Genomic DNA, 15,398 nt, shown 5'->3' with positions numbered 1-15,398 from the left:
GGAAGGCTCCCGTCAGGAGAAGGTGCGGATCAGGCGGGGGGAATTGACGCCCCGCGCCAGCCACGCGATGAGGTCCGCGGCGGGGCCGCGCACCTCGGTGAAGTCGCCCTCGCCGTCGAGGACGGCCTCGTAGCCCTCGTCGGCCACCAGGCGAACGGCAGGGCGGTCGTGGCGATGCGCCAGCCGCTCGACCTGGAAGGCCAGCAGCGACACCGCGGTCTCAGATGCCAGGTCCATGGTGGTGGAGCGGCTGTCGAGATCCATCTCGTGCACGACCACCTCGCCGAGCCGGGACAGCGGGATCTGCCACGCCTTGATGCGGTATCCGGGTCGAAGATCCACCGGCGACGAATCGCCCTCCAGCGAGCCGAACAGCTCCTGCAGCTCGCTGGCGGTGGTGTCCAGCTGAATCTGCAGCTCCAATCCGCCGGCCAAGGCGCCCAACTCGATGGTGCGCCGCTCCTCGGCCTCGGAGTCGTACATCGTCCGCGACTGCCCGGAGTGGAGCCCGTCGATGACGCGCACGAGTCTACGGGCCCCGTCGACGAGATGAGCGGCCACGTGGCTGCGGGTCCAGCCGGGCAAGGCCGTCGGCGCGGCCCAATCCTCGTCCGACAGGCCGATGGTCCGCCCCAGCAGTTGGGACGTGTGCTCGCGCACCGCGGCAACCACGTCGACGAAGGGGGCACGGCTCGTGGGCATGGCCCCAACCTAGCAAAGCCGTACCATGGCGGGCGTGAATGATCGGCTCGTCGTGCGGGGTGCCCGCGTGCACAACCTGAAGAATGTCTCCCTCGAGCTGCCGAGGGACTCTCTGATCGTCTTCACCGGGTTGAGCGGCTCCGGCAAGTCCTCGCTGGCCTTCGACACGATCTTCGCGGAGGGGCAGCGGCGCTACGTCGAATCGCTGTCGGCCTACGCGCGCATGTTCCTCGGTCAGATGGACAAGCCGGACGTGGACTTCATCGAGGGGCTGTCACCCGCGGTGTCGATCGACCAGAAGTCCACCAGCCGCAACCCGCGCTCCACCGTCGGCACCATCACGGAGGTCTACGACTATCTCCGCCTGCTGTTCGCCAGGATCGGTGTACCCCACTGCGAGGTGTGCGGGGCCGTGATCGGGCGGCAGACGCCGCAGCAGATCGTGGACCGGCTGATGTCGATGGACGAGGGGACCCGCTTCCAGATCCTCGCCCCGCTGGTGCGCGGCCGCAAGGGCGAACATGCCGAGCTGTTCCGCCAGCTCGTCGGGGACGGTTACAGCCGGGTCCGCATCGACGGTGAGACATACCCGCTCACGGAACTGCCGTCGATCGACAAGAACCGCAAGCACGACGTTGAGGTGGTGGTGGACCGCGCAGTGGTGCGGCCCAACGCCAAGCAGCGCATCACCGAGTCCGTGGAGACCGCGCTGGGCCTGGCCGGCGGAGTGGTGACCATCGACTTCGTGGACCTGCCCGAGACCGACCCGGAACGGGAGCGCCGCTTCTCGGAGAAGATGGGCTGCCCCAACGAGCACGATGTCAACATCGACGAACTGGAGCCGAGACAGTTCTCCTTCAACGGGCCATGGGGCGCCTGCCCGGAATGCTCAGGCCTCGGCACGCTGCTGGACCCGGACCCCGAGCTGCTCATCCCCAACGACGACCTGTCCGTCGCCGAGGGTGCCATCGCGCCCTGGACCACGCCCACCATCAAGTCACACTACGAGCACGTGCTGCGCTCCCTGGCCGAGGAGCACGGGTTCTCGGTGGACGAGCCGTGGCGCGAGCTGTCGCCGGCGGCGCGGAAGCTCCTCCTGCACGGCGCCAAGGGCAATGTGGTGGTGAGCTACCGCAACCGCTTCGGCCGTGTGCGGTCCTTCTCACAAAAGTATGAGGGTGTCATTCCCTTCATCCGCAGGCGCCACGAAGAGGCGGAGACCGACTCGGCACGGGACCGCTGGGGCGGATACATGCGGGAGATCAACTGTGCCGCATGTGGCGGGGCGCGGCTGAAGCCCTCCAGCCTGGCGGTCACGGTGGCCGGCCGCACCATCGCGGACCTGTCCAGCCTCTCCATCGGTGAAGCGTCCAGCTTCCTCGCCGCATTGGAACTCACCGAGCGCGACGCCGCCATCGCCGAGCGACTCGTCAAGGAGATCAACGCCCGGCTCCGCTTCCTGCTCGACGTGGGGCTGGACTACCTCACGCTGTCGCGGGCGGCCGGCACCCTCTCCGGCGGCGAGGCGCAGCGCATCAGGCTGGCCACCCAGATCGGTTCCGGCCTCGTCGGGGTGCTCTACGTGCTGGACGAGCCGAGCATCGGACTACACCAGCGCGACAACCTGCGCCTCATCGAGACCCTGCACCGGCTCCGCGACCTCGGCAACACGCTCATCGTCGTCGAGCACGACGAAGACACCATCCGCGCCGCGGACTGGGCCGTCGACATCGGCCCCGGCGCCGGGGAGGGCGGCGGCGAGGTGGTCGTGTCCGGCCCGGTCGAGGCCCTCCTCAACCATCCGGAATCACGAACCGGGGCCTACCTCTCCGGCCGGCTGTCCATCCCGGTCCCAGCGGTGCGGCGCCCCGGAAACGGACACCAGATCGTCGTCAAAGGCGCCCGCGAGCACAACCTGCGCGGCATCGACGCAGCCTTCAACCTGGGCCAGTTCATCGCCGTGACCGGCGTCTCCGGCTCGGGCAAGTCCTCGCTGGTCAACTCCATCCTCTACACCGCTGCGGCGAAGGCCATCTACGGCTCGAAGGCGGTACCGGGCCGGCACAAGTCGCTGGAGGGGCTGGAGCACATCGACAAGGTCATCCAGGTGGACCAGTCGCCGATCGGTCGCACCCCGCGGTCCAACCCCGCCACGTACACCGGCGTCTTCGACAAGATCCGGACCCTCTTCTCCCAGACGCCGGAGGCGAAGGTGCGCGGCTACCAGCCGGGCCGGTTCTCCTTCAACGTCAAGGGTGGCCGGTGCGAGCACTGCATGGGCGACGGCACCATCAAGATCGAGATGAACTTCCTTCCCGACGTCTACGTGCCGTGCGAGGTGTGCCACGGCGCCAGGTACAACCGGGAGACACTCGAGGTGCACTACAAGGGCAAGACCATCGCCGAAGTGCTGGACATGCCGATCAGCGAGGCGGTGGAGTTCTTCGAGTCCATCCAGTCCATCGCGCGGTTCCTCCGCACCCTGACGGAGGTCGGCCTCGGATACGTGAGGCTTGGACAGCCCGCCACCACGCTCTCCGGCGGAGAGGCGCAGCGCGTCAAGTTGGCCGCCGAGCTGCAGAAGCGCTCAACCGGGCGGACCCTCTACGTCCTCGACGAGCCCACCACGGGCCTGCACTTCGAGGACATCCGGCGGCTCCTGGCGGTCCTACAGAGGCTGGTGGACGCCGGGAACACGGTGGTGACGATCGAGCACAACCTGGACGTGATCAAGTCGGCTGACTGGGTCATCGACATGGGACCCGACGGTGGCAACCGTGGAGGCCAGGTGATCGCGACGGGGACCCCTGAGGAGATCGCCGTCACCGAGGGGTCCGCCACCGGTACGTTCCTCAAGACCCTTCTCGACCGCTCCTGAGGAGCCCTGGGTTCCCATCGTCCAGCGCATCTGGTTGGGGCGCCCGCCCTGCCCGCGGTTGCTGTTCCTCCAGATCGGCTCTCGATGCCCCAGGGCTCCCGGCCATCGTTCTGGAGGAACAGGAACCGCGAGGGGCTTCGCGACATTGAACGATGGGACCCGAGGTTGGCGCGGGGTCGGGTTGGACGGCGGGTGGTGGGGGCCGGGCCGCCCATGATGCCGGCGGCGGCGCTTCGCGCTGCCGCGCCGTCATCAACGCCCACCCAACCTGCCCCGGCCCCCACCACCCGCCGTCCTGCTGTCCCCGTCTCGTCGCCTGGCTTATGTCTTGCGTTTAGTCGCCTGGCTTATGTCTCGGCGCCTGTCTTGCGTTGAGTCGCCTGGCTTGTGTCCCGGCGCCTGCGCTAGATCGCAGGCGCCCCGGAGCCGCCTGCCCTGGGTTCAGCCGCCGGCGCTGTTGCGCGGGCGGCCAGACTTACCGCAGGCGCCAACGCTGCCGTCCTTCACCCTCGCGTCGTCTTCCAATGTGCCCCGCAGCTGTCGCTGTCGCCTGGCTGTCACTTCTGGTGCCGTAGTCGACACCAGAAGTGACGGTTAGCGCCCTTGCCTCCAACTTCCTCCCGCTAAACGTTAGAGGTGGTGCCGTAGTCGACACCAGAAGTGACATTTAGGCTGTCGGACCCCGTCGATCGGCTCGCAGGGCGTCCCAACCCCGACAGCGCGGGGGTATTCCCGGTCTGCCGCGTCGGGTCAGGCGGTGACGATCAGGTCGGTGCCCGATTCGGTGAGGGTGGCGCGCACCAGCGGGTCCGTGGCCGGGCCCTGAAGCGGAGTGCCGTCGAGGAGCGCGAACAGCGAGCCGTGGCACTTGCAGAAGATGCCGTCGTCGCGCACGTCGGAGACCGTGCAGCCCTGATGCGTGCAGCGCGACGAGAAGGCGAAGTACGAGCCCTCCTCGGGCTGGGTGACGACGAACCCGCCGTCGAGCACGAGGCCGCCGCCGACTGGCACCGAATCCTTGGCCACCGTCACCTCGTCGGCGGGGGCCGAGCTGGACGACGTCTCATCCGCCGCACATCCGGCCAGGAGGGCAGCGGCGATGGCGGCGCCGCCGGCGATCAGCTCTCTCCGCGTGTTCATGGCCTCAGCCTACGCACCTACACTTGCGCGCATGGCCGATCCCGCGAGCTATCGCCCCCCACAGGGCAGCATTCCCACAGGTCCCGGGGTCTACCGATTCTTCGACGCGTTCGGCAATGTCATCTACGTTGGCAAGGCCAAGAACCTGCGCCAACGCCTCAACTCGTACTTCGCTGACCCGTCGGCGCTGCACTTCCGCACTCAGACCATGGTCCGCACAGCCGCCAAGGTGGAGTGGACCGTGGTGGCCAACGAGCTCGAGGCGCTCCAGCTCGAGTACACCTGGATCCAGCAGTTCGACCCGCGGTTCAACGTCAAGTACCGCGACGACAAGTCCTACCCGTGGCTCGCGGTCACCATGAGCGACGAGTACCCGCGCGTCTTCGTGGGCCGCGGTGCCAAGAAGCGCGGCACCCGCTACTTCGGGCCCTTCGGCCAGGCCTGGGCCATCCGGGAGACGGTGGACCTTCTCCTGCGCGTCTTCCCCATGCGCTCCTGCACCCAGGGCGTGTTCAACCGCGCCCGTTCCTCGGGCAGGCCGTGCCTGCTGGGAGACATCGGCAAGTGTTCGGCGCCCTGCGTGGGGCGGGTCTCTGCAGAGGAGCACAGGGCCGTGGCGGAGGACTTCTGTTCCTTCATGGGCGGAAACACCGGTGGCATCATCGGCCGGATCGAGCGCGACATGTACGCGGCGTCCGCCGAGCTCAACTTCGAGCGGGCGGCGGTCCTGCGGGATTCGCTGGGGGCGCTCAAGCGGGTGCAGGAGAAGAACTCGGTGGTGCTGGCCGACGGCACCCGTGCGGACATCGTCGGGTTCGCCGACGACGGGCAGCAGGTGGCGGTGCAGGTCTTCCACGTCGTCGACGGGCGCATCCTGGGGGAGCGCGGCTGGATCGCGGACCGCGCCGACGACACGGAGCTCACAGAGCTGCTGGAGGTGTTCCTCGAGCAGGTCTACACCGACGACCTTGAGATCCCGCCGCACATCCTCACCTCCGTGGAGGCCGAGGACACCCTCGTCGAGCACCTGAGCGCGCGGCGCGGGGCGCGCGTCAGCATCAAGGTCCCCCTCCGCGGCGACAGGCGGGCGCTGCTGGACACGGCGGTGAGGAACGCGGAGATGGCGCTCGCCCAGGCCAAACTCCGGCGCGCCTCAGACCTCACGACCCGCAACATGGCTCTCGACGAGATCGCCGACGCCCTCGGGCTGTCCGAGCCGCCCCTGCGCATCGAGTGCTACGACATCTCCCACACCATGGGCGAGGAGGTGGTGGGCTCGATGGTGGTGTTCGAGGACGGGCTTCCCCGCACGAGCCAGTACCGGCGGTTCATCATCAAGAGTTTCGAGGGCTCCAACGACGTGGCGGCCATCAGCGAGGTGCTTCAGCGGAGGCTCCGCCGCCTGGTCGACGACCGCGCCTCGGAGGTCAAGGTGGACGCCACCACGGGCGAGGCGGCGAAGTTCTCCTATCCTCCGGCGCTCATCGTGGTCGACGGCGGCCTCCCGCAGGTCAACGCCGCCGCGGCCGCGCTGGCCGCGGCGGGGCTCGACGGTGAGATCGCGCTCTGCGGCCTGGCCAAGCGGCTCGAGGAGGTGTGGGTGCCGGGGGAGGAGTACCCGGTGATCCTGCCCCGGGCGTCGGAGGGGCTCTACCTCCTCCAGAGGCTGCGCGACGAGGCCCACAGGTTCGCGATCACCCACCACCGGTCGCGACGGGCCAAGCAGGTCGTCGAATCCGTCCTCGACGACGTTCCGGGCCTGGGCGAGCTGCGCCGCAAAGCGCTCCTCACGTACTTCGGAAGTCTGCGCAAGCTGCGGCAGGCCAGCGTCGACGAGATCGCCGCCGTCCCCGGATTCGGACCCCGGCTTGCGCTCACCGTCAAGGCGGCGGTGGCCGATACGGGCGGCGAGGCCATCAATCTCACCACCGGCGAGGTGACCGAGACGTGAGCCGATTTGAACAACGTTCAAACTCTGATGCAGGATGGGGCGACACCTCACCACAGGAGCCCTTCATGAGCGCCACCACCGCACCAACTGTCCGCAGCTTCGCCCCGGCGGACCTCGCCTACGTCGCCGTCTTCGCGGCGCTGATCGCGGCCCTCGCGCTGACACCGCCCATCCCGATCGGCAGCCTGGGCGTGCCCATCACGCTGCAGACGCTCGGCGTGGCGCTTGCCGGGCTCTGCCTCGGGGCCTGGCGCGGCGCCGCCGCGGTTGGGCTGTACCTGCTGGTCGGCCTCGCGGGGCTGCCGGTCTTCTCCGGGGGGCGCGCCGGCCTCGCCGTGCTGGTCGGCCCCACCGGCGGCTACCTCGTGGCCTTCCTGTTCTCGACGTTCGCGGTGGGCCTCGTCGCCCAGTGGGCGGTCCGCCGCGGTCTGAGCAGGTGGACGCCCGTGCTGTTCTTCCTCGGTGTCTTCGCCGCCCGGGTGCTGATCATCTGGCCGCTCGGCGTGGCGGGCATCGCGCGCGCGGTCGGCAAGCCCATCGGCGAGATCTGGCTGAGCGACCTGGCCTTCTGGCCCGGCGACATCCTCAAGGGAATCGTTGCCGCCGTCATCGCGTTCGCCGTGCACAAGGCATTCCCGAGGCTGCTCGGCCGATGATCAGCCTGCGCGGGGTCACCGTCGTCATCCCGGCCGTGCGCCGGGGCGACGCCGACCGCGTGCTCCTCCATCCCGTCACCCTCGACCTCGCCGAGCCGCGCATCGCGCTGGTCGGCGCCAACGGATCGGGGAAGTCCACCCTGCTGCGTCTGCTCAACGGCCTCCGGCGTCCGACGGTGGGCACGGTCACCGTCGACGGCCTGGACACGGTCAAGGACGCCAGGGCGGTGCGTGCGCGGGTCGGTTTCGTCTTCACCGATCCGCTCGCCCAACTGCTGATGTCGACGCCCATCGAGGACGTCGAGCTCAGCCTCCGTGGCCGGATCAGGGGTCGGGCCGAGCGGAACCGCCGCGCGCAGGAGATGCTTGACGCCCGTGGGCTGGGGCACCTGGCGCACCAGAGCATCTACGACCTCAGCGGTGGAGAGCGCCAGTTGGTGGCGCTGACCAGCGTGCTGGCAGTCGAGCCGTCGATCCTCGTCGCCGACGAACCCACCACCCTCCTCGACCTCCGCAACCGGCGGGAGCTGCGCAGGACCTTCGCCGAGCTGGGTCAACAGATCATCTTCTCCACCCACGACCTCGACATCGCCGCCGATGCGGACCGGGTGATCGTGGTGCACGAGGGCCGCGTCGTGGCCGACGGAGTCCCCGCCGAGGCGCTCGCGGCCTACGAGGCGGTGGTGGTGTGAACGCGCACGCGTCCTTACTGGGGCTCTACGAGCCAGGGGAGGGCTGGTTGTTCCGGCTCGGCACGGGGGCCAAGTACCTGCTTCTTCTCGCGGTGACCATCCCTCCGCTGGCTGCCGGCACATGGTGGGTGACGGCCGCCGCTCTGGCGGTGGTGCTGGGGCTGCTGTGGACCTCGGGCATCACGCCCGTGCGGGCGCTGCGGATCGGGTGGGTGCTCTGGATGCTGCTCGCCGTGATGGCGGCCTACCACCTGATCTCGCTCAATCCGACAGCGGCGGTGGTGCAGTCCGGCAACATCCTCGTCGCCGTCCTGGCTGCGCGGATGCTCACCCTCACCACCTCCACCCCGGTGTTGATGGACGCGCTGGCCCGCGGCCTCGCCCCGGTGCGGTGGCTGCGGATCGACCCGCAGCAGGTGGCTCTTGCCGTCGCCCTGATGATCCGCTCAGTGCCGTACCTCATCGGCTCCATCGACGACGCGCGCGACGCCGCCCGCGCCCGCGGCCGGGACCGCAATCCGGCCCTGCTGCTGACCCCGGTGGTGGTGGGGGCCGTGGCCTACGCGGAGCGCACAGGCGAAGCCCTCCACGCCAGGGGCCTCCCCGACGACGGGGCCTAGCCGGCGCCTGTGCCGCCACGGAGGACGTCGCGCAGGCGCCGCGCCTCTGTGGCGATTCGGCTTCGACCCGGGCGTTCGGCCACCTCGTCCAGCCCGGGAACCTCGCCTCCTGCACCGATGGCCAGCGCAGCCTCCGCAGCCAGGCCCACCAGGTCCGCCGCCCCGGCACGTTTCGCGAGGCCTGTGGGGAGCCCGAGCGCGAGCACCTGCCGGAGCACGTCCCAGACGTACTCGTTTCCGGCGACGCTGGAGCCCGCCACGTCGCGCAGGTGTGCGTGCCAGCGAGGCAGCTTGACCTGGTGATGGGGGACGAGCCTCGCCCAGGCGGCGCCCGCCGCGTCGCCTGTGAGCTGCCCCCTCGCCAGCAGGCCCAGGGTGGCGTCGATGGCTCCAGCCCGGGCCGGGATCTGATCGCTCGACGCGCCCAGGGCGAGCAGCGTTGCCGTCACGGGACCGGTCGGCCCCTGCTGGTGGGGGAGGAGGGCCAGCGCTGGGGTCTGGTCGCCCATCCAGAAGGCGACGGTGCGGAGGAGATACGCGGCGAGCAACTCCCGCTGTGTGGGGAAGAGCGCCACCTCGGGCAGCTGCGTCGACAGGTCGTACCTGTCCAGTGCCGGCAGGTCCCCCCAACTGGCCAGCACCTTTCCGCCGCGCCCCCTCGCCCCGGGCCAGGAACCTCTCAGGCGGACTTCCTCACCGGCGCCGCGTTCCCGCTGGACGTTCTGCAGAGCCAGGACCGGAGGCTCCAGCTTGTGCCCCAGCTGCGCCGACAGCCACGCCGCATCGGGGCCGCCCACAGCCGCGATCCGGGGGGCCAGGTCGGCGGAGTGATTCAGGGGGAGCCGGAGCCAGGCGACCTCCAGGTCGGTGGCGGGGACCCGGCGCCGCTCGGACAGCGCACGCTCGAGGCCCGCGATCACGGCGTCAGGGTCGACCAGGCCGGAGGCGTCCCGGGGGAACGACACCAACGGCGCGGACGTGCCGGCGCGGACGGCGGCCAGGACGTCGTCGGCCCGCTCGCCCTGTCCTCGCGTGATTCCGTTGCGTCGCGTGCCAGGCACGGAACCCAGGAGCCTCCCGAGGAGGCCGGGTGCCGGTCTGGTGAGGCCGTCGATGAGGAGATCGGTCAGCCCCCAGCCGGGACGGTGCTGCGAGAGCTCCGCCCTCTGCTCCCGGGTGAGCCGGGCGCCGAACGCGGCGACGCCATTGAGGAGGCGCTCGTCGTCGCCGAAGCGCCCCTCCACGCTCGCGATGCGCCGAGCAAGGTCCACCAGCTCATCGCCGGAGGTCACAGGCTCAAGAGGCGGGCAGGCGGGGAGCGGCGGCCGCTCCGGGAGCAGGTCGGACGCGCGCACCGTGGCGCCGCGCACCGTCGCGTCCACGCCCTCCAAGGCCCACGCCACCTCCGCGGATGAGGCGTCGTCGACGGGGCCCAGGTGCTCGATGAGCGCGAGAGCCTTTTCCTGGACGGCCCGCTTGGGGTGGCCCAGTCCGAGAGTGGCCGCTCGAACGACCTCCGAGACGGCTGCCGGCTCCCGTGCCGCGAGGAGCCGCAGCCAGGAGAGCGCCGCCTGGGGCAGCGAGGTGTCCGCGCGGGACAGCAGTCGGGCACACGCGTCGGTGAGTGTCGCGGCGACGAGGTGCTCCTCCGCGTCCATGGCTCGGACCGACCGCAGGGCGCGAGCGGCGACGAATCCCTGCCGACTGTCCAGGAGTGCCAGATAGTCGCGCAGCAGGGGGCGCAGCTCAGCGGGGTCAGGAGCCAACTCCTCGAGGATCCACACCAGAACGCGCAGGTGCGGCTGCATCCCGCCGCGGATCAGGGCGGCGACCACCCGACGGTGCAGCTCGGCGCGGTCCAGCGCGCCCCAGGCGGCCCAGGCCGCGGCGATCTCGGCCCAGCGCCGCTCCCGGCCCTTGGCGTGGGGATTCACCCAGTCGGCCACGACTGCGTCGTGCAGGCGATCCGACTCAAGGGCGCGCAGCAGCAGGTGTGGCAGCGCGGGATCGACGGCGAGCTGCGCCGCGGCGTCGAGCCGCGGATCCTGCCTCCGCAGATAGTTCAAGGCGTAGTCCGGCGTGTCCAGGTGGCTGAGGCCGCAGCGGTCCAGCAGCGCGTCGACCACCTGCCACGGCACCTCCGCGCGCCCAGTCTCGGCGCTCACGCTCACGGTGGTCAGCAGAACGAGAAGCTTCGGCAGCCAGCTCACCCGCCGCTCCAGGATGACCTGAGTGCGGACCGGGTGGTCGCCCCCGCGCAGCACGCTCGCCGCACCCTCCGCCGACGGCGTGGTGGCGAGCCGCGCGGTGTCAAGGGCGAATTCCCCCACCGGTCGCGCCGGTCGGCGTCCGGTGCGCCAGTACTCGGAGCGCTCCTTCTGCAGAGCGCGAAGGAACGGGCGGACCTGCTTTCGATCCGCCTCGGAGGCGCCGGTGAACGCCGAGGCGACAGCGGCGGAATCGTCGCTGCGCAGGGCTGCCTCCAGCCGCCGCAGGTCGATCATCGTGTGAGCTCCACGGCCAGCGTATGCTTGCAGGGGCCGCGATGGCCCTCGTAGCGGGTCCACCACGGGCAGGTGCAGGCCCATCCATCGCCGTGACGGCGCAGCCGGTAGAGCGTGCCGTCGGAGTCGACGACAGCACGATCACCCTCCCACGTCACGGCGCCCGCGGCGACGAGCCGCTGGGCGCCGACGAGCCGGGGGTTCCGACGCGCAGCCGCTGCCGAGTCGTACGGCAGCTCGCGGTGGAAGTAGGTGCTCTCTGCCGTATCGAAGCCGACGCGCCCCGACGTGCCCAGCAGCGTGAGTGCGCGGACCACCCGCGACTCGTCCCAGCCGAGCGCGAACGCCACTGTGTCGGAGGCTGCACCGGGGGTCCATGCGAGTTGCTCCAGCACGGCGTCGGCATCCTCCGGGTCTCCCGCGGCCAGGTCCGTCAGGACAGCCCCTTCCCCGCTGAATCCGCGTGGGACCTCGGGGGAGATGGTCAGGGTCAGCCGGGCCGACCGAAGGACCAGCTCCCATGCGCTCGCTGTCGGGGACGCGTCGGGGGACTCAGGCGCGTGGACCCGCAGTGCGGTCGCCCAGCGCAGCAGCGGCTGCAGCTCGGTCAGGCGGGCGACGCCGTCGAGGTGGATCGCGCCTGGCGAGGCGACGGCGGAGACCCGCAGCGACCGACCCGAGGGGACGATCCAGAGGCGGCGGCCGTCGCGCGGAAGTGACCGGAGGAACCGGAGCGCATCGGCCGGCCCCACCTCCGCACGAAGTCTCATGGAGGAGGCCGCGACCGAGGCCTCCCCGAACCCGCGGATCCATCGCTCCGGCAGCTTCACCTTGCGCTCGGTGACCTCCCCGGTGACCGTGGACGCCTTGAGCGAGTCAGCGCCCACCTCGAGCCGAAGCGGCTCGCCCGAGCGCACCGTGGCGAGCGCGTGTCGCAGGGGCTGGTTGACGTCGATGTTCGTTGTCCCCAGCTCGCCGGGCGCTCCGGACAGGGCCTCTGGCAGCAGGTCGAAACGGGCGTAGACCCCGCCGCAGCCAGAGAACGACTCGAACCGCAGGCGCTCCCCGTCGCTGGTGACCACAGGGTCCAACGAACTCCACTCGATCCGCCGGTAATAGCTGGTGGCCGCCACGTCGGCGACGGCGAGGATCCCCCGAGCGCACTGTTCGGCGTCGACGACAGTTCCGGAGAAGAAGTGCGGACTCTCCACCCTCCCGGCGGGCCCGATGCCGGGGCCGGCGGCAAGGGAGACCGAGTGCGGCCCGGCGGTCGACGATGCGGCAGAGGTCAGCGACATGGACCGAGCATAGGGTCCGGGTTCGCCCAGCGTGGGGGCGCTCACTGGCGCTCCGGCTACTAGGCTGACGCCATGACCGATGCCACGCAGGAGATCGCCATCATCACCGGCCTGTCCGGCGCGGGCCGTCGCACCGCAGCTCACACCATGGAGGACCTGGGCTGGTATGTCGTGGACAACCTCCCGCCCGTGATGCTGCCGACGCTCGCCCAGACCCTGCGTGGCTACGGGGTGGTGCGGATCGCCGTGGTGGCGGACGTGCGCTCGCGCGAGCAGTTCGAGCAGTTGCCCGACGCCATCAAGCGGCTGAAGTCCGAAGGGGCCTCGGTGACCAGCGTGTTCCTCGAGGCCGCCGACGACGTGATCGTGCGCAGGCAGGAGTCCAACCGTCGTCCCCTCCCGCTGCAGGGTGGGGACCGGCTCATCGAGGGCATCGACCGGGAGCGGCGGCTGCTCGCCGACCTCCGCGCGGAGGCCGACATCGTCGTGGACACCACGTACCTGTCGGCGCGGCAGCTCACCCAACGGGTGTCGAACCACTTCGGTGACGAGGCGACGGACAAACTGAAGATCGCGCTGATCTCCTTCGGTTTCAAGAACGGGGTGCCGATCGACGCCGACATGGTCTTCGACGTGCGCTTCCTGCCCAACCCCTTCTGGATCCCGGAGCTGCGCCCGAAGTCCGGCCTCAGTAAGGACGTGGCGCAGTACGTGCTCAAGCACGACGCGGCCCAGCACTTCCTGGGGGCCATGCTCAACCTGGTGGAGACGGTTGCCCCCGGATACCTCGCGGAGGGGAAGCGCCAGGTCACCGTCGCCATCGGCTGCACGGGCGGCAAGCACCGCTCCACCTCCATGAGCGAGGAGTTCGCGGTCAGGCTCCGCGAGAAGGGCTTCCCCACCACGGTTCTCCACCGGGACCTGGGCAAGGAATGACCCTTCAGCGGCTTCCCCGAGTGGTCGCGCTGGGGGGTGGGCATGGGCTGGCCGCGTCGCTGACCGCCCTGCGCCGGGTCACCGACCGGTTGACGGCGGTGGTGACGGTCGCCGACGACGGCGGCTCGTCGGGTCGTCTGCGTCAGGAGCTGGGTTGCCTCCCGCCCGGTGACCTCCGGATGGCGCTGGCGGCGCTCTGCTCGGACGATCACGTGGGCCGGACCTGGGCCAGTGTGCTGCAGGCCCGCTTCCATGGAGAGGGTCCGCTCGGCGGTCACGCCATCGGCAACCTCCTCATCGCCGGCCTCTGGCAGCAACTCGACGATCCGGTCGCCGCCCTGGACATGGTCGGGGACCTCCTGCGGACCCGCGGCCGGGTGCTGCCGATGAGCTCCGTGCCGCTGGAGATCGAGGCCGACGTGGTGGGGCTGGACCCGATGGCCCCCGACGAGGTGTGCACCCTGTCCGGGCAGGCCACCGTCGCGAAGACGCGCGCCACGGTCCAGTCGGTGAGGCTGATTCCCCACCGTCCCCCCGCGCGCCCGGAGGTGATCGCCGCGATCCGCGAGGCGGACAGTGTGGTGCTCGGGCCCGGCTCATGGTTCACCAGCGTGATCCCGCACCTCCTCGTGCCGGACCTCGCGCGCGCCGTGCTCGAGACTTCCGCGCAGCGGATTCTGGTCCTCAACATCGCTCCCGCCGAAGAGACCGACGGGTTCTCACCGTCGCGCCACATCGAGCTTCTGGCGGAGCATGCCCCTGGCCTCAGGCTCGACGTGGTGATCGCCGACGGCCGCTTCGCCGACACCGACGAGCACCTCGCGGCCTACGTCCACTCGCTCGGGGGACGCCTCGTCACGGCGGACATCATGGCCCGCGACGGCTCTCCCTCGCACGACCCCAACCGGCTGGCGGCCGTGTTCAGTGAGGTCATCGGCGGCTGACGGGTGCTCGGAAGGGTGTGGCACACTGCGAGCATGGCGCTGACACAGAAGGTGAAGTCCGAGCTCGCGACGGTCGTCGCGCCTCACCCGTCAGTGCGCCGCGCGGAGGTTGCCGCCCTGCTGCGGTTCGCGGGAGGGCTGCACCTGGTGGGGGGTCGGATCGTCGTGGAGGCCGAGCTGGACACCGGCGCCGCGGCCCGCCGTCTGCGCACCTTCATCACCGAGCTCTACAACGTCGAGAGCGATCTGCTCGTGATCAACGGCTCCGGCGTCAGGCGCGGCCCCCGCTACACGCTGCGCGTGGTGCGCGACGGCGAACAGCTGGCCAGGCTCAGCGGCCTGGTCGACCAGCACCGCCGCCCCGTCCGCGGCCTGCCGCCCTCGGTCGTGGGCGGGTCTGTGGCTGATGCCGTGGCCATGTGGCGCGGTGCCTTCCTGGCCCGAGGCTCGCTCACCGAACCCGGCCGGTCGATGGCGCTGGAGATCACCTGCCCCGGCTCGGAGGCCGCGCTCGCGCTCGTCGGCGCCGCCCGACGGGTCGGTGTCGCGGTGAAGGCGCGCGAGGTGCGCGGGATCGACCGGGTCGTCATCCGCGACGGCGACGCCATCGCCGAGCTGCTCACCCGCATGGGCGCGGGAGAGACCCGGCTCGCCTGGGAGGAGCGGCGCAAGCGGCGCGAGGTCCGAGCGAGCGTGAACCGCCTGGCCAACTTCGACGACGCGAACCTCCGTCGGTCGGCCCGCGCGGCTGTCGCGGCGAGCGCACGGGTGGAGCGCGCCCTGGAGATCCTCGGCGACGATGCCCCGGAGCACCTGCGGACCGCAGGCGAGCTGCGCCTCGCGCACCGCCAGGCGAGCCTGGAGGAGCTGGGCAGCCTCCACGAACCGCCCCTCACCAAGGACGCGGTGGCGGGCCGCATCCGTCGGCTTCTGGCCACGGCGGACAAGCAGGCAGAGGACATGGGCATCCCCACGACGGAGGCCAGCCTGCCCGCGGATCTCCGCGACGACGAATGACCGCGAAGTAGAGGTCAGGCCAAACTGACCCCCCACCTTCCCTGGAGGCCACAACTGGTT

12 protein-coding genes are annotated in these 15,398 nt (G+C 70.6%); 8 read left to right on the top strand and 4 right to left on the bottom strand.

Annotation, left to right across the window (positions count from 1 at the left end; all coding sequences use genetic code 11):
* Positions 1–12 precede the first annotated feature (12 nt).
* Positions 13–702 carry a maleylpyruvate isomerase family mycothiol-dependent enzyme gene (locus tag H5398_RS10795; RefSeq protein WP_182800010.1) on the bottom strand — a complete coding sequence of 230 codons (690 nt, stop codon included), beginning with the start codon at positions 700–702 and terminating at the stop codon, positions 13–15.
* A 25-nt stretch (positions 703–727) separates the two neighbouring features.
* Between H5398_RS10795 and uvrA the strand changes: the two genes are divergently transcribed.
* Positions 728–3,580: an excinuclease ABC subunit UvrA gene (gene uvrA / locus H5398_RS10790; RefSeq protein ID WP_182800009.1), complete on the top strand. Its 2,853-nt coding sequence runs from the start codon at positions 728–730 to the stop codon at positions 3,578–3,580.
* Between the two features lie 750 nt (positions 3,581–4,330).
* On the opposite strand, the gene H5398_RS10785 is transcribed toward uvrA, so the two are convergent.
* Positions 4,331–4,720, bottom strand: a complete 390-nt coding sequence (locus H5398_RS10785) for a Rieske (2Fe-2S) protein (RefSeq protein ID WP_182800008.1) — start codon at positions 4,718–4,720, stop codon at positions 4,331–4,333.
* 31 nt (positions 4,721–4,751) lie between these two features.
* On the opposite strand from H5398_RS10785, the gene uvrC reads away from it, so the two are divergent.
* The 4 genes from uvrC (at position 4,752) to H5398_RS10765 (ending at position 8,639) form a co-directional block, all read left to right on the top strand.
* Complete coding sequence (uvrC, locus tag H5398_RS10780) at positions 4,752–6,671, top strand: excinuclease ABC subunit UvrC (protein WP_182800007.1); 1,920 nt, start codon at positions 4,752–4,754, stop codon at positions 6,669–6,671.
* 65 nt (positions 6,672–6,736) lie between these two features.
* A complete protein-coding gene (locus H5398_RS10775) occupies positions 6,737–7,327 on the top strand; it encodes a biotin transporter BioY (RefSeq protein WP_182783071.1) in 591 nt (196 codons plus the stop codon).
* Positions 7,324–8,019 (top strand): energy-coupling factor ABC transporter ATP-binding protein, encoded by a 696-nt coding sequence (locus H5398_RS10770; protein ID WP_182800006.1) that lies wholly within the window; start codon positions 7,324–7,326, stop codon positions 8,017–8,019. The genes H5398_RS10775 and H5398_RS10770 overlap by 4 nt, the downstream gene beginning before the upstream one ends.
* The gene (locus H5398_RS10765) at positions 8,016–8,639 is read left to right on the top strand and encodes a CbiQ family ECF transporter T component (protein WP_182783069.1); all 624 of its coding nucleotides are present in this window, start codon (positions 8,016–8,018) and stop codon (positions 8,637–8,639) included. Before H5398_RS10770 ends, H5398_RS10765 begins: the two co-directional genes overlap by 4 nt.
* Here H5398_RS10765 and H5398_RS10760 read toward each other — a convergent pair.
* Entirely contained in the window at positions 8,636–11,143 is a 2,508-nt protein-coding gene (locus tag H5398_RS10760) for a DUF6493 family protein (RefSeq protein ID WP_182800005.1), read from the bottom strand. The genes H5398_RS10765 and H5398_RS10760 overlap by 4 nt on opposite strands.
* Positions 11,140–12,441: an SWIM zinc finger family protein gene (locus H5398_RS10755; RefSeq protein ID WP_182783067.1), complete on the bottom strand. Its 1,302-nt coding sequence runs from the start codon at positions 12,439–12,441 to the stop codon at positions 11,140–11,142. Before H5398_RS10755 ends, H5398_RS10760 begins: the two co-directional genes overlap by 4 nt.
* A 72-nt stretch (positions 12,442–12,513) precedes the next feature.
* On the opposite strand from H5398_RS10755, the gene rapZ reads away from it, so the two are divergent.
* The 3 genes from rapZ to whiA are packed head-to-tail and all read left to right on the top strand — an operon-like array spanning position 12,514 to position 15,338.
* On the top strand, positions 12,514–13,377 hold the full coding sequence (gene rapZ, locus H5398_RS10750; RefSeq protein WP_182783066.1) for an RNase adapter RapZ: 864 nt from the start codon (positions 12,514–12,516) through the stop codon (positions 13,375–13,377).
* Entirely contained in the window at positions 13,374–14,321 is a 948-nt protein-coding gene (gene yvcK, locus H5398_RS10745) for a uridine diphosphate-N-acetylglucosamine-binding protein YvcK (protein ID WP_182800004.1), read from the top strand. Before rapZ ends, yvcK begins: the two co-directional genes overlap by 4 nt.
* Before the next feature lie 33 nt (positions 14,322–14,354).
* A complete protein-coding gene (whiA, locus tag H5398_RS10740) occupies positions 14,355–15,338 on the top strand; it encodes a DNA-binding protein WhiA (RefSeq protein ID WP_182800003.1) in 984 nt (327 codons plus the stop codon).
* The last annotated feature ends 60 nt before the right edge of the window (positions 15,339–15,398 follow it).

Source organism: Tessaracoccus sp. MC1679 (assembly GCF_014164775.1).
GTDB lineage: Bacteria > Actinomycetota > Actinomycetes > Propionibacteriales > Propionibacteriaceae > Arachnia.
Note: the sequence above shows the minus strand (reverse complement) of the source record. Positions and strands in the feature narration are given on the sequence as shown.